Below are 13,737 nucleotides of genomic sequence, written 5' to 3' on the forward strand. Positions count from 1 at the left end.
CACGACAGACATGGCATCGGGGCCCCGGGCGCGCGTGCCGGGGCCCGTTTCCGTAAGGAAGGCACCGGATGGAGTTCGCAGTCATGATGGACGTCCTGCTCCAGGGACTCGTCCTCACCCTCGAGATCTTCGTCGTGACCCTCGTGGGCGCCCTGCCCCTGGGCATCGTGGTGGCGCTCGGGCGCATGAGCCGCTGCCGTCCCGTGGCCGCCCTGGTGCGGCTCTACATCTCGGTCATGCGCGGCACCCCGCTCATGCTGCAGCTCATGGCCATCATGTTCTGCCCGTACTACCTCTTCGGCCTCAACATGGGCCCCGACTGGAAGTTCGTGGCCTGCGCCGTGGGCTTCATCCTCAACTACGCCGCGTACTTCGCCGAGATCTACCGCTCCGGCATCCAGTCCATCCCGCGCGGCCAGTACGAGGCGGCCGAGGTGCTCGGCTACACGCGCTCCCAGACCTTCCTGCGCATCGTGCTGCCCCAGGTGGTCAAGCGCATCCTGCCGGCCATCGGCAACGAGGTGATCACGCTGGTCAAGGACACGTCGCTGGCCTTCGTGCTGGGCATCATGGAGATGTTCAACGCCGCCAAGGCCCTCGCCGCCCGCGAGGTGTCGATGGTCCCCTACCTCGTCGCCGGCCTCGTCTACTGGGGCATCAACCTGCTCATCGAGGCGACGCTCTCCTCCATCGAGAGGCGCCTGTCCTACTACCACGACTAGGGGGTCGCCATGACCGACAACCGCGACGGCGCCGTGGTGCGCCTCTCCCACGGGCGCAAGGCCTTCGGCGACACCGAGGTGCTGCGCGACATCTCCCTCGAGGTGAACTCCGGCGACGTGCTGGCCGTGATCGGGCCGTCGGGCGGCGGCAAGTCCACGCTGCTGCGCTGCCTCACCCTGCTGGAGCGCCTGGACGACGGGTCCCTGGCCTACGGGGACCTCGAGGTGGCGCGCGGGGAGGGCGGCCGCGCCGTGTACGCCAGGGCGCCGGAGCTCAAGGCCGCACGGGAGCGGTTCGGCCTGGTGTTCCAGAACTTCAACCTGTTCCCCCACCGCACGGTGCTGCAGAACGTGGCCGACGCCCCGCAGGTGGTCAAGGGCGTGCCCCGCGGCGAGGCCGAGGCCCGGGCGCGGGAGCTCCTCGCCCAGATGGACCTGGCCGGCAAGGAGGGCCTTGTGCCCTGCGAGCTCTCCGGCGGCCAGCAGCAGCGCGTGGCCATCGCCCGCGCCCTGGCCATGGACCCGCAGGTGCTCTACTTCGACGAGCCCACGAGCGCCCTGGACCCCGAGCTCACCCAGGGCGTGCTCCGCGCCATCCGCGAGCTGGCGGCCCGGCACATGACCATGGTGATCGTGACCCACGAGATGGCCTTCGCCCGCGACGTGGCCGACCGCGTCGTCTTCATGGACGGCGGCCGCGTGGTCGAGGAGGGCCCGGCCGAGCAGGTCATCGACCACCCGGCGGAGGAGCGCACGAGGGAGTTCCTGGCCAGCTACTGACTGTCCCATCACCCGGACACTTTTGTCCCAACGGTCGGGCACTTTTGTCCCATCCCTGCGTGAGGGAGAGACGCCGCGCCCGCGGGCGCGGCGGCAGACCGGTCCCCGTCGGACATCGACAGGGAAATATGCGAGGCGACAGAATGGCCAGACACCGCTGTCACGCCCGGGCGGCGCGGCGGGGAGGCCCCTACCGGCCCTACTCCACCGGGATCGGCACGATCCAGCCCTCGGGCGCCTCCACGGTGCCGGCCTGGATGCCGGTGAGGGTGTCGCGGAGCCTGGTCATGACGGGGCCCATCTCGTCGGCGCCGCCGTTGAACACCACCTCGTGGTCGCCGGCGACGATGCGGCCCACGGGGCTGATCACCGCGGCGGTGCCGCAGAGGCCGCACTCCACGAAGTCGTCCACCTCGTCAAAGCGCACCGGGCGCTCCACGACCTCCATGCCGAGCATGTCCCGGGCAACGGAGACGAGGCTGCGGCGGGTGATGGAGGGCAGGATGGAGTCCGTGGCGGACTGGGGCACCACGAGGCGGCCCTCCCCGTCCACGAACAGCACGTTGGCGCCGCCGGTCTCCTCCACGTAGGTGCGGGTGGCGGAGTCGAGGTAGAGGTTCTCCGAGAAGCCCCTCTCGTGGGCCTTCTCGTAGGGGTAGAGGCTCATGGCGTAGTTGAGGCCGGCCTTGATGTTGCCGGTGCCGTGGGGCGCGGCGCGGTCGTACTCGGACACGCAGATGGTGATGGGCTTCACGCCGCCCTTGAAGTAGGGGCCCACGGGCGTCACGAGGATGCGGAACTGGTACCTGTCGGCGGGGCGCACGCCGATGACCTCGCCGGTGGCGAACATCATGGGGCGCACGTAGAGCGTGGCGCCGGAGCCGAAGGGGGGCACCCAGGCGGCGTTGGCGGCCACGACCTGCCTCACGGCGTCCACGAAGCGGTCCTCGGGGAACGGCGGCATGACGAGACGCTCGGCAGAATCGGCCATGCGGCGCGCGTTGAGGTCGGGGCGGAAGCACACGATGGAGCCGTCCTCGGTGGTATAGGCCTTGAGGCCCTCGAAGCACTCCTGGCAGTAGTGGAGGATGCCTGCGCACTCCGAGAGCGTGACGGTGTGGTCGGGCGTGAGGCCGCCCTCGCCCCAGGCGCCGTCCTCGTAGTCGCAGACGTAGCTGTAGTCGCAGGGCTGGTAGCTGAAGGTGAGCTCGCCCCAGTCGATGTCCTTCTTCTCCATGACAGGTCCTCTCGTTTGCCGGCTTCGGGCCATTCTACGGCGCCGGGCCGCCCCCCGACGGGCCCCGTCACAGAGGCGCAACCATGGCCCCGGCCGTAATGGGGGGACCGCGGGCCCGGTCGCTATACTGACCCCGTGCCACCAGACGCCCGGCAGCAGGGAGGACCATGCGCAGCTTCAAGAACGACTACTCCGAGGGGGCCGCCCCCGAGATCCTGGCGGCCCTCGTGGCCACCAACGGCGAGCAGACCGTGGGCTACACCGAGGGCGACCCCCACACCGAGCGGGCCCGGGCCCTCATCCGCGAGGCCTGCGGCCAGCCCGACGCCGCGGTGGAGTTCTGCGTCGGCGGCACCAGCGCCAACCTCATCTGCGTGGCGGGCATGCTCCGGGACTACGAGGGGGTCGTCTGCACCCCCGACGCCCACATCAACACCCACGAGACCGGGGCCGTAGGGGCCTGCGGGCGCACGATGCTCCCCACCCGCGACAGGGACGGGTTCCTCTCGGTGGAGGAGGCCGAGCACGTCTGGGGGTTCCAGACCAGCTGCGGGCGCCACATGACCCGGCCGGCCCTGGTCTACATCACCGACTCCACCGAGTTCGGCGGGGTGTGGGACCGCAGGCGCTTCGACGAGGTCTGCGACTGGGCCGAGGGGCACGGCTGCAAGGTCTATGTGGACGGCGCCCGCCTGGGGGCCGCCCTGGAGTCGCCCGCCAACGACCTGTCGCTGGGCCACATGGCCAGCCGGGCCGACGCCTTCACCATCGGGGGCACCAAGAACGGCATGCTCTTTGGCGAGGCCGTGGTGATCCGCGACCCCGACCTGCGGCGGGACTTCCCCTACCTGCAGAAGATGCGCGGCGGTCTCATGGCCAAGGGGCGCCTCCTGGGGGTGCAGTTCGCCGCCGCCTTCGAGGACGGCCTCTACTGGCGCCTGGCCCGGCACGCCGACGAGTGCGCCCTCGCCCTGCGCGACGGCCTGGTGGCCGCCGGCTACGAGCCCTACCTGCGAAGCGACACCAACCAGCAGTTCTTCACCGTGGACGCCGGGCTCGCCCGCACCCTCGAGGACGCCTGCGGCTGCGAGGTCTTCCTCACCCTGCCCGACGGGCGCCAGGTGGTGCGCTTCGTGTGCTCCTGGGCCACCGAGGAGGCCGACGTGGCGGAGCTCGTCGCCTTCTGCTCCGGGCTGCCCCGGTGAGCGCGTCGGACGAGGGGGTCGGCGGGTTCCTCGGCACCCGCCCGGGCCTGGCGGTCGGGGCCCTCGCCTGCTGCCTTCTCTGGGGAAGCGCCGTGCCCGGGGTCTCCCTGGGCTACGGCCTCTTTGGCATCGGGGGTGCCGACGCCGGGGGCCAGATGCTCTTTGCAGGGGTGCGCTTCTTCCTGGCGGGCGCCTGCATCCTGGCCTTCCGCTGGGCGCAGGCAGGGGTCCCTCCCCTGCTCGACCGCGCCGGCACCCGCAGCGCCGCCAAGCTCTGCCTCACCTGGACCGTGGGACAGTACACCTGCTACTACCTGGGGCTTGCCCACGCCACCGGGGTGTCGGCCTCGCTCATCCAGGGGCTCGAGGTCTTTGTGGCGCTGGTGGTGGGGGCCTGCGTGTTCCACACCGAGGCCCTGACCGGGCGCAAGGTGGCCGGGTCCCTCGCGGGCGTGGCCGGCCTCGCCCTCTTCAACTGGGGCGGTGCCATGGGCTTCTCCCTCGGCGGGGAGGGGCTGCTCGCCCTCGCCACCGTGTTCGCCGCCGTGGCGAGCGTCCTGGCCTCCCGCTACTCCCGCGAGAGCGACCCGGTGCTTCTCGCGGGATGGCAGTTCGTCATGGGAGGGGCCGTCCTCGCCGCCCTCGGCGGGGCCCTCGGCGGCCGGCTGTCGCCCACCGGCGCCGGCGCCTGGGCCGTCCTGGCGTGGCTCGTGGCCGTCTCGGCCGTTGCCTACACCGTCTGGAGCGTCCTTCTGGCGTCGCACCCGGTGAGCTCCGTGGTGGCCTACAGCTTCACCCTGCCGCTGTTCGGCGTGGTCATATCCCTTCTGACCCTGGGCGACCAGGGGCACCCCCTGGGTGCGGCGGCCCTGGCCTCCATAGCCGTGGTGTGCCTGGGCATCTGGCTCGTGGAGACCCCCGCCAGGGTCCGGCGCTGACCCCGGGGGCCTATGATGGGAGGTCGCAACCGCACGCCCCCTTCCACCCGAGGAGTCCCATGGAACCGCGCCTGTTCACCCTTTCCTCCCCCTTCGACGGTCTGGAGCTCTCCTGTGCCGAGACCGTGCCCGAGGGGCGCCTGAAAGGCCTCGTCCAGATCTCCCACGGCATGGAGGAGCACAAGGAGCGCTACTACCCCTTCATGGAGTGGCTGGCCGACCATGGGTTCGCCTCCGTGGTCCACGACCACCGGGGCCACGGGGCGTCCGTGGCGAGCAGTGAGGACCTCGGGTTCTTTGGGGACGAGACGGGCCGGGCCATCGTCGGCGACCTCCTCTGCGTCCAGGAGCACTTCAAGGCGGCCCACCCCGGGCTCCCCCTGGTTCTGTTCGGCCACTCCATGGGGTCGCTCGTGGTGAGGAGCCTGATCAAGGACTCCGACGACGCCATCGACGGCCTCGTGGTGTGCGGGGCCCCGGGGGACAACCCGGGCAAGGACGCCGCCATGGTGCTGGTGAACGCCCTCTCCATGGTCAAAGGGCCCCGGGCCAAATCGCCCCTCGTGAACAGCCTGGTCTTCGGGGGTTACGGCAAGGGGCTCCCTGGCGAGCACCCCCTGCGCTGGCTCTCCGCCAACGAGCGGAACGTGCGGGCCTACGACGAGGACGACCTCTGCGGCTTCGTGTTCACCCTCAACGGCTACAAGAACCTGCTCTCCCTCGTGCGCGACGTCTACGACATCCACGGCTGGGCCGTCAGCCGCCCGGACCTGCCCATCCTGTTCATCGCCGGCGCCGACGACCCCGTCACGCTGGGTGAGAGGGCCTGGAACGACGCCCAGGGTTTCCTGCGCGACCGCGGCTACCGCAACGTGTCGGGCAAGCTCTACCCCGGCATGCGCCACGAGATCCTCAACGAGGAGGGGGCCCAGGAGGTGTTCGACGACGTCCTGGCCTTCGTCGAGGAGGCCTGCGGCGTGTAGCAGACCGCCACAGGTTTTTGAAATGGAACCCTTGGCGGTATCGGCTTTACAAAAAGGGTTCACAAATGAAAATCGCGCTGTAAAATGGGGCCACTGGCATACCTGTCCGCACCCTATGGGAAGAGGCACCCCATGAAGTGCATCAACTGCGGCCACGACGTCTCCGACCAAACGGGCTTCTGTCCCACCTGCGGGTCCGAGCTGCGCTTCGACTTCTCCCTGCACCGCCACCCCATCCAGCCCGACCTCGACACCCCGGCCCCGAGCGGCGAGGCACGCGCCTTCGACCGCGCGGCCGACCGGGCCCTCATGAAGCGCGGCATCCGCATCGCCAACATGGTGTGGGCCACCCTGGTGGTGTTTGCCGCCGTATGCCTGTTCATCCTGCTGTGAGCCGCACCATCCCTGCCGAGACCTTCCACCTCACGGTCAACGGGCTGCCCCAGGCGGCCCGTTTTGCCAAGGAGGACATCGACGGCGCCCTCAGGCCCCTGGCCCACCGCATCATCCTGGCCGGCCCCGGCCCCGTGCTCGTGGCCGGGCCGCCGGGGTCGGGCAAGACGACGGTGGCCCTGGTGCTCGAGGAGCTCTGCATGGCGGAGGGAAAGCGGGTCCCCGCCCTGTCCATGGACGGCTTCCACCGGTCCAACGCCTGGCTCGAGGCCCATGGGCTCCGGGGGCGCAAGGGGGCGCCGGAGACCTACGACTTCCACGGGCTCCGCCGCGCCCTCATCCATCCCGACCCCTGGCCCGTGTACTCCCGGGTGGCCCACGACGTGGTGGGAGACACCGTGGCCGTGACCTGCCCCACCTACATCGTGGAAGGCAACTACCTGCTCCTCGACGAGGAGCCGTGGCGCGGCCTGGCGCCCCTCTCCCCTCTCACCGTGTGGGTGGAGGTGGACCCGGCCCTCCTCAGGGAGCGTCTGGTGGGCCGCAAGGTGGCAGGGGGCATGACCCGCCCGGACGCCGAGCGGTTCTTCGAGGCGTCGGATTCACTCAACGTGCGCCGATGCCTGGAGCGGCGGCTGCCCGCAGACGTCGAGCTGCGGCTCACGCCCGCCGAGGAGCTCTAGAGCCCCAGGTCGAGGGGCCAGGCGGCCAGCGTCTCGTCGGCCGCGGAGGTGTCCTGCCGGATCTGCGAGCCGGTGAAGGCCACGACGTGGAGGCCGGCGGCCTTGGCGCTCGCGATGCCCACCGGGGAGTCGTCCACGGCGAGGGCGCGGGAGGCGTCCACCCCCAGGAACGACAGGGCCAGCAGGTACGGGTCGGGTGCCGGCTTGCGGTGCTCCACCATGTCGCCGCCCACCATGGCGTCGAAGCAGTCCATGGCGCCGATGCGCGACAGGCCGTAGGCGAGGTCGCAGGCGGCCGTGGTGGAGACGACGGCGCACTTGACGCCGGCGGCCCTGAGCGAGCGGACGCACTCGAAGGCCCCGGGGAAGACCGTGATGTCCATGGAGCGGTAGATCTGGGAGCTGGGGCGGCGCCGGGCCTCGAAGTCCTCGGCCGTCAGGTCGGGGCGCCCGTGGTTGGCGAGGATGGCCTCGACGGACGCCTTGCCGTCGGTGCCGCAGACGGTGTGGGCCTCCTCCAGCGGCACGTCGAGCCCAAGGGACCGGTAGGCCTCGAGGTCGAGCTCTATGCCGAGGGGCTCGGTGTCGGCCAGGGTGCCGTCGAAGTCGAAGCAGACGGCCTCGATGGTCTCAGGACGCATGGTTCCTCCCAGGGGTCTCGGGTTGCTCGGGCTGCTCGGCAGCCTTGGCCCGGCGCTCGCGGTACCAAGGCCAGCCGTTGGAGATGAGCACGGCGGCGAAGATCAGGGCGAAGCCGAGGACCAGGCGCCCCGACAGGATCTCGTGGCCGGCCATGACGGAGAAGAGGACACCCGCGGGCGACTCGAGGCAGGCGAGGAGCGACCCCTCCGCCGGGGGCACGCGGGTGAAGGCGTAGTTCATGGCGGCGAGGCTCACGAACGAGCACACGACGCCGAAGTAGACGAGCTGCAGGACCAGCGGCGGCGTGAAGGTGGCCGGCGACGGGGCGGGCTCGAAGACCGCGAGCAGCGCCGACAGGCCGAACATGGCGATGAACTGCCAGGCCGTGAGGGCCCAGATGTCGAGCTCGCCGCCGCGGCGCGCCACCTCGACGAACTGCAGGGCGAAGAGCAGGGCGCACACCACGGTGAGGACGTCGCCGAGGTTGACGAGGCCGCCGCCGTCGAGCCCCACGAAGCCGAGGCCCGCCAGGCACACGGCGGCCGCCGCGAGGTCCCAGCGGTGGGGCCGGCCCATGCCCATGGCCCAGGCGATGAAGGGGACCATGACGACGTAGCTGCCGGTGATGAAGGCGCTCTTGCCGGGCGTGGTCATGGTGAGGCCCACGGTCTGCACCGCGTAGCCGCCCCACTCCCACAGGCCGAGGAGCAGCCCTACGCCGATGGTGCGGCGGTCGAGGTGCGCGCGGACGTTCTTGAAGAAGACGACGAGCATGAGGACGGCGGCCATGCCGAACCGGATGGCAAGGAGCCAGAAGACCGGCAGCGACTCGGTGGCGTCCTTCATCATGAACGCCGAGGACCCCCAGATGACGGCACAGGCCACGAGCATGAGCTTGGCCGCCGTCGGCGACGAGACGGCGCGGCGGAAGAAGCCTGCGGGTAGGGCCATGGTTCTCCTTGTGCACGGGGTGCGGGGCCGACGTCCCAGTATAGCGGGGACCCGCGACGGGACGCGTGACAGCGATGCCTGGCCCATCTGTCACTTAGCATGTTGCGATGATGATGTTCCGGACGGGCGCGTGCGGGGTGGGGCGGTGCCTGGTTCGTCTGTCATTCCACGGCGTCCTGACCGTTGGACGCAGGAGGGGTGTAGTCGGCCCGGTGGGATTCGAACCCACATGGGGTTGCCCCCCACACGCTCCTAGGGCGTGCGCGTCCCCCTGTTCCGCCACGGGCCGATGCGGTATAAAGCAAGTAGCGGGTTTCAGAGAGGACGGTTTCGTACCGTCTGGCTCTGCCCGCTATTTCTTTCTCTCGATGACCTCTGACAGCGGTGGCTGGCCCATCTGTCACTTCTACCTGGCAGTGCCCTTGGGGGGTTATCTTGCCGATGGGCCAGCCTGTAGGTGATGACCCACCGGCAACGACGCTGCGATGGAGGATTGCATAGTGCACAGTGTCTCAGCCTCAAGGAAAAACAACCGGCTTCAGTGTCGCGCTCACTGGGCGAGGGGTCGACGGCACGCCGTGGCGCGAACACCCTCAGTGTGCGGCTTGGCACGAAGAGGCTCCGATGTGCGGTTCCACTGGCATGAAACGCCGCCATTGCGCGAAAAACGAGCTTCTCAGACCCAAAATCGCGCATTGACAGCCTTTCATGCCAGACCTATCGCGCACTGAAGGTCCTTCGCGCAAAACCGTGGACCACGCCGCCCCCGCTCCCCCTACCGCAGCACGGCCACCAGCTCCCGGACCGTCCCCGGGTCCACGCAGGGCAACCGCTCCGGGCCGCAGCCCGGCACCGAGAAGTCCACGCCGTGGGCCACCGCCGCGGCGCCGGGAGCGGCCACGAACCCCGAGCAGGACGAGTGCACCTGCCCCACGCCCGTCTCAGCCACGAGGGCCGCCGCGTTGCCCGGGCGCACGCCGGATCCCGGCAGGACCTGTACCCGCGCACCCCACGCCCCCTGCAGGTGGGCGATGAGCCCCGCGCCCTCCGGGGCCGTGGGCGCCTGGCCGCTCGTGAGTAGGCGGTCCACCCCCGCACCGGCGAGGACGGCCATGGCCCCGTCGGCATCGGGCACCAGGTCGAAGGCCCGGTGGAAGACGGCCTCCGCCCCCGCGCCGTGGACCCGGCCCACCACCTCGCGGACGCGCGCTGCATCCACGGCACCCTCGGGCGTCAGGCAGCCGAACGCCACCCCGTGGGCACCGGCCGCGAGCAGGGCGTCCACCTCGGCCAGGAGCTGGGACCAGTCGGCGTCCCCGTAGCAGAAGCCACCGGCGCGGGGCCGGGCCATGGCCACGACCTGCAGCCCCGTCATCCGACGCACCTCCTCCACGGCGGCCGCGGTCGGCGTGAGGCCGCCCAGGGGCAGCGCCGCGTTGAGCTCCACGCGCCCGGCGCCGCCCTCCTCGGCCGCAAGGGCGTCGGCGACACCCCCGCAGCAGACCTCGACGGTTATGGGACGGTCAGGCGCGACGCGGCTCACGGCGGCTCCTCTCGGCATGAAGGCGTTCACCCAAGGGTAGCCGAGCCGCCGGACGACGGCACCGTCCGCTACCGGCGGAAGCGCCCACGACCGCGGCCCTTCCCACCGCGGCGGCGGCCTTCGTCGGCCTTGGTGGGCGCCGACCAGGAGCCGTCCACCGCCCCGCAGGACCTGGCCTGGGCCACGGCGCCGGCAAAGGAGTCGAACGCCGCCCAGGTGCCGGTCTCGTCGGCCGAGTAGCTCGTGGCCATGGCCGGGCGGATGCCCATGGACGCGGCGTGGGAGGCGACGTCGATGTTGGCGCCCAGGAACAGGAACTCCCAACCCTCGCGCTCCTTGCCCTCGATCATCTCCTTGACCATGGGGTAGGTGAAGCTGCCGCTGGCGTTCTCCTCGCCGTCGGTGATGATGGCGAAAGTGGTGTGGTCGGGCCTGAAGCCGTCAGGCAGGTGGCTCTGCACAAGGGCCACGCGCTCGATGGTGCGGCCCACGGCGTCGAGCAGCGCGGTGCAGCCGCCGGGAACGTAGTCGGAGCGCCTGAGCGGTTCGACGGTCTCGATGAGCACGCGGTCGTGGACGACCTCGAACCCCGTGTCGAAGAGCACGCATGTGACCCAGGCGCTCCCCTCCCCCGTGCGGTTGCGGTCGAGCACGGAGTTGTACCCTCCCACGGTGTCGGCCTCGAGCCCGGACATGGACCCGCTCTTGTCGATGACGAACACGAGCTCCTCGTTGTGACCCTTCATGGCTGGCTCCCTTCTGGGGCGGTGCCCCGTCGACTGATCACAGCCTACGGGGGCACGGCCTGGCGAAGGTAACCTGCCGGGCGACATCGCACCGCCGCGGCAGCGCGTGACAGCGGTGCCTGGCCCATCTGTCACTTCGCATATTTCTTTGTTGATGGATGCGGTCAGGCGCCGAGGAGCCGCTGGTCGTAGGCGTAGAGGGCCTCGTTGATCTCGAAGATGTCGTAGCGGCCCTCCTCGATGAACCACCGCACGATGACGTCCGCTGCCGACGACGGGCTGAACGCGTAGCCGGCGCGCGCCAGGAGGGTCTCGGCCTGGGCCAGAGGCAGCTCCAGCGCCACGGCGAGGGCCAGGACCGTGGACTTGCCCGGGCGGTAGTCGGGGTTGGAGCGGATCTTGGAGAAGTGCTGCCGGCTCATGTTGGCGCGGTGGTACACGGCGGAGTCGGCGAGGCCGCGCTCGTCGATGAGGTCGAGGAGCGTCTCGGAGAAGCCCTTGTCGAGGGAGGCGAGGCGCCGGGAGAGCAGGTCCTTGACAGAGCGCCGCCTCGGCGGCACTGCGGTGTCCCGGGGTCCGGCGGCGTCCCGGGGAGCTGCGCAGGGGGCTGCCTGCGGCATCGCGGGCGCCGCCTGGGGATAGAAGGCGCCCGTGTCCCCCGGGGCCATGGAGCGGTCCAGGTCCGGCGACGACCCGACGTCGACGCCCTGCTCCTCGAGGTAGGCCGTGAGACCGGGGGGAAGGGTCCGACGCAGGGCCGCGGGCTCGTCGAAAAGGACGAGGGAGACCTCGAGGGAGTCGTCGGTGTCGGCGAGATAGCCGGTGATGGCCCCGGTGGCCACCTCGAGGGCGGTCTCGCGCGGCATGCCGTAGATGCCGGCGGAGATGAGGGGGAAGGCCACCGACCGGTCGCCCAGCGAGGAGGCCACGGCGAGGGCCGACCGGTAGGCCGAGGCCAGGAGCTCCCGCTCGCCATGGCGGCCGTCTTGCCACCGCGGGCCCACGGCGTGGATCACGTGCCTGGCCGGCAGCCCGAAGGCCGGGGTGGCCACGGCCGATCCCGTGGGGCACGGGGACACGGCGCGGCAGGCGGCGTCGAGCTCGGCGGGGCCTGCCGCCTCGAAGATGGCCCCGCACACGCCCCCTCCAGGGGCAAGCCGCTCGTTGACGGCGTTCACCAGGGCGTCCGCCGGGGTCTCGACCAGGTCGCCGTGGCGCAGCTGGAACGGCATGGGGCTCCTCTCGGACGGCATGGGATGGGGCTGGTTTGCATGGTGACAGATTGAGGGCGCCGGGGCAGCGTCCCGGGAAGCGGCGCCGGGTGCCGGGTGCGCCAGGAACCGGCTGCGCGCCGGCCGAGGCCGTTTGGTAGTTTTTCGTTAATGAGTTCATCTAAACCACCAAACGGGCACCCGTTTGGTGGTTTTGGGGCCCCACTCCCGAAGAAAAGTACCAAACCGCCAGCGCTGCACGTGCAAAGTACCAAATCGCCAGCGCGGCACGTGCAAACCGCTGCAAACTCGTGCCATAAAAAAGGTCGGAGGGCTAGTACACCCTCCGACCTGCGATTTCACTGGAGCCAGTTATCGGACTTGAACCGATGACCCCCGCTTTACGAGAGCGGTGCTCTACCAACTGAGCTAAACTGGCGCGACCTCGTAGTATACGGGCTCATCCCCGGGATTTCAACCCCGGCCGTCAAAGCCTGGTGAGCACGCCCCTCAGCAGCGCCTCGAAGTCCGCCTCGTGGCCCTCGGCGTAGGCAAGCACCGTCTCGTGGCTCACGCCCGCGGCGCCGGCCTTGTTGGCGGAGAGCGTGACGCCCAGCACCTCCATGCCCAGGGCGTGGGCCAGCACCACCTCGTTGACCACGGACATCGCCGTGTAGCTGGCGCCGCAGAGCGCCATGGCGCGCGCCTCGGCCGGGCTCTCGAAACTCGGGCCGGAGATGCCCGCCAGCACGCCCTCGGAGAGCTCGACGCCCAGGTCCCCGGCCACGGCCTTGGCCACCTGGCGCAGGTACGGCGTGTAGGCGTCGCTCATGTCCACGAAGGCGTTGTCCACGCCGCGCAGGCCCTCGTCGCCCACGAGGGGGTTCTGGCCGGTGAGGTTGAGCTGGTCGCTCACGAGGCCCAGGCCGAGCGGCGCCTGGCCGTCGATGGCGCCGGCCGCCGCGGCGAACACGATGTCGCGGCAGCCCAGGTGGTGCGCATGGCGCACGAGGCTCGTCACCTCGCGCACGGAGTAGCCCTGGTACAGGTGCACGCGGCCCGGGTAGACCACCACCGGCACGCCGTCGAGCGTGCCCACGGTGGCCTCGAAGCTGTGGCCTGCCACGGGGCGCGCCCCCGCGGGAAAGCCGTCGATGTCGGCGTACGGGATGCGGCGCACCGGCTTCACGAGCCTCGCCACCGACCCCAGGCCGCTGCCCAGGCAGATGGCCACGGGATGCTCCATGGTGGGATGGCAGCGCTCGACCGTCCTCTCGTCTGTCACGAAAAACCCCTCCTTCACGAGCAGGTCGCAGGCGATGCCGTCGCCTGCCACAAGGTTGCCGGAAAACGTGCCGTCGTAGACGCGTCCCCGGCCGCAGCTGGGGCTCTTGGCCTTGAGCACGCAGAAGGCCGGCCGCACGCGCCGCGCCGTCTCCAGCGTGGCCCGGGCGCCGGCCTCGAACTCCTCGGTGACGTCCCGACCCGACTCCAGGTACACGCGGCCGTCGCGGATCTCGGCCGGCGGGCGCGGGACGGGCAGGCCCCCGGCGCACTCCGGGCACACCGGGTGCGCGGTGACGCCCGGCCGCGAGCAGAGCCCGATGACCCCGTCAACGGGCTTGGCGCCCCCGTCGTAGCGACAGGGGGCGCCAAGAAGACAGTTGCTCACCAGGATGTCCATGGGTCAGCCAATCGGAGGC

Annotated in this window: 14 protein-coding genes and 2 tRNA genes; 7 read left to right on the forward strand and 9 right to left on the reverse strand. The window is 70.6% G+C overall.

Annotation, left to right across the window (positions count from 1 at the left end):
• The first annotated feature begins 68 nt into the window (after nucleotides 1–68).
• Entirely contained in the window at nucleotides 69–722 is a 654-nt protein-coding gene (locus NFR49_RS04310) for an amino acid ABC transporter permease (protein ID WP_251158415.1), read from the forward strand.
• A 9-nt stretch (nucleotides 723–731) separates the two neighbouring features.
• Nucleotides 732–1,502: an amino acid ABC transporter ATP-binding protein gene (locus NFR49_RS04315; protein ID WP_251158416.1), complete on the forward strand. Its 771-nt coding sequence runs from the start codon at nucleotides 732–734 to the stop codon at nucleotides 1,500–1,502.
• A 199-nt stretch (nucleotides 1,503–1,701) separates the two neighbouring features.
• Here NFR49_RS04315 and NFR49_RS04320 read toward each other — a convergent pair whose 3' ends face one another.
• Nucleotides 1,702–2,739 (reverse strand): branched-chain amino acid aminotransferase, encoded by a 1,038-nt coding sequence (locus NFR49_RS04320; RefSeq protein WP_251158417.1) that lies wholly within the window; start codon nucleotides 2,737–2,739, stop codon nucleotides 1,702–1,704.
• 167 nt (nucleotides 2,740–2,906) lie between these two features.
• Between NFR49_RS04320 and NFR49_RS04325 the strand changes: the two genes are divergently transcribed.
• The 5 genes from NFR49_RS04325 to NFR49_RS04345 all read left to right on the forward strand — a co-directional run bounded on the left by NFR49_RS04325 (nucleotide 2,907) and on the right by NFR49_RS04345 (nucleotide 6,941).
• On the forward strand, nucleotides 2,907–3,944 hold the full coding sequence (locus tag NFR49_RS04325) for a threonine aldolase family protein (RefSeq protein ID WP_251158418.1): 1,038 nt from the start codon (nucleotides 2,907–2,909) through the stop codon (nucleotides 3,942–3,944).
• Between the two features lie 92 nt (nucleotides 3,945–4,036).
• Nucleotides 4,037–4,882, forward strand: a complete 846-nt coding sequence (locus NFR49_RS04330) for a DMT family transporter (RefSeq protein WP_251158419.1) — start codon at nucleotides 4,037–4,039, stop codon at nucleotides 4,880–4,882.
• A gap of 59 nt (nucleotides 4,883–4,941) precedes the next feature.
• Nucleotides 4,942–5,865, forward strand: coding sequence for an alpha/beta fold hydrolase (locus NFR49_RS04335; RefSeq protein ID WP_251158420.1), 924 nt, complete (start codon nucleotides 4,942–4,944; stop codon nucleotides 5,863–5,865).
• A gap of 132 nt (nucleotides 5,866–5,997) precedes the next feature.
• Nucleotides 5,998–6,258: a zinc-ribbon domain-containing protein gene (locus NFR49_RS04340; protein WP_251158421.1), complete on the forward strand. Its 261-nt coding sequence runs from the start codon at nucleotides 5,998–6,000 to the stop codon at nucleotides 6,256–6,258.
• Nucleotides 6,237–6,941 carry a nucleoside/nucleotide kinase family protein gene (locus tag NFR49_RS04345; protein WP_251158422.1) on the forward strand — a complete coding sequence of 235 codons (705 nt, stop codon included), beginning with the start codon at nucleotides 6,237–6,239 and terminating at the stop codon, nucleotides 6,939–6,941. Before NFR49_RS04340 ends, NFR49_RS04345 begins: the two co-directional genes overlap by 22 nt.
• Here NFR49_RS04345 and NFR49_RS04350 read toward each other — a convergent pair.
• The 8 genes from NFR49_RS04350 to NFR49_RS04385 form a co-directional block, all read right to left on the reverse strand.
• Nucleotides 6,938–7,582: an HAD family hydrolase gene (locus NFR49_RS04350; RefSeq protein ID WP_251158423.1), complete on the reverse strand. Its 645-nt coding sequence runs from the start codon at nucleotides 7,580–7,582 to the stop codon at nucleotides 6,938–6,940. The two genes, NFR49_RS04345 and NFR49_RS04350, sit on opposite strands and share 4 nt — an antisense overlap.
• Nucleotides 7,572–8,534, reverse strand: a complete 963-nt coding sequence (locus NFR49_RS04355; protein ID WP_251158424.1) for a DMT family transporter — start codon at nucleotides 8,532–8,534, stop codon at nucleotides 7,572–7,574. Before NFR49_RS04355 ends, NFR49_RS04350 begins: the two co-directional genes overlap by 11 nt.
• 204 nt (nucleotides 8,535–8,738) lie before the next feature.
• Nucleotides 8,739–8,823 (reverse strand) — tRNA-Leu (locus NFR49_RS04360).
• A gap of 486 nt (nucleotides 8,824–9,309) precedes the next feature.
• On the reverse strand, nucleotides 9,310–10,077 hold the full coding sequence (locus NFR49_RS04365) for a copper homeostasis protein CutC (protein ID WP_251158425.1): 768 nt from the start codon (nucleotides 10,075–10,077) through the stop codon (nucleotides 9,310–9,312).
• A gap of 68 nt (nucleotides 10,078–10,145) precedes the next feature.
• On the reverse strand, nucleotides 10,146–10,823 hold the full coding sequence (locus NFR49_RS04370; RefSeq protein ID WP_251158426.1) for a vWA domain-containing protein: 678 nt from the start codon (nucleotides 10,821–10,823) through the stop codon (nucleotides 10,146–10,148).
• 164 nt (nucleotides 10,824–10,987) lie between these two features.
• The gene (locus NFR49_RS04375; RefSeq protein ID WP_251158427.1) at nucleotides 10,988–12,055 is read right to left on the reverse strand and encodes a macro domain-containing protein; all 1,068 of its coding nucleotides are present in this window, start codon (nucleotides 12,053–12,055) and stop codon (nucleotides 10,988–10,990) included.
• Between the two features lie 342 nt (nucleotides 12,056–12,397).
• Nucleotides 12,398–12,473 (reverse strand) — tRNA-Thr (locus tag NFR49_RS04380).
• Nucleotides 12,474–12,521: 48 nt separating this feature from the next.
• Nucleotides 12,522–13,718, reverse strand: coding sequence for a purine-nucleoside phosphorylase (locus NFR49_RS04385; protein ID WP_476727400.1), 1,197 nt, complete (start codon nucleotides 13,716–13,718; stop codon nucleotides 12,522–12,524).
• Between the last annotated feature and the right edge of the window lie 19 nt (nucleotides 13,719–13,737).

The sequence above is a fragment of the Caniella muris genome, assembly GCF_943193035.1.
Classification (GTDB): domain Bacteria; phylum Actinomycetota; class Coriobacteriia; order Coriobacteriales; family Atopobiaceae; genus Granulimonas; species Granulimonas faecalis.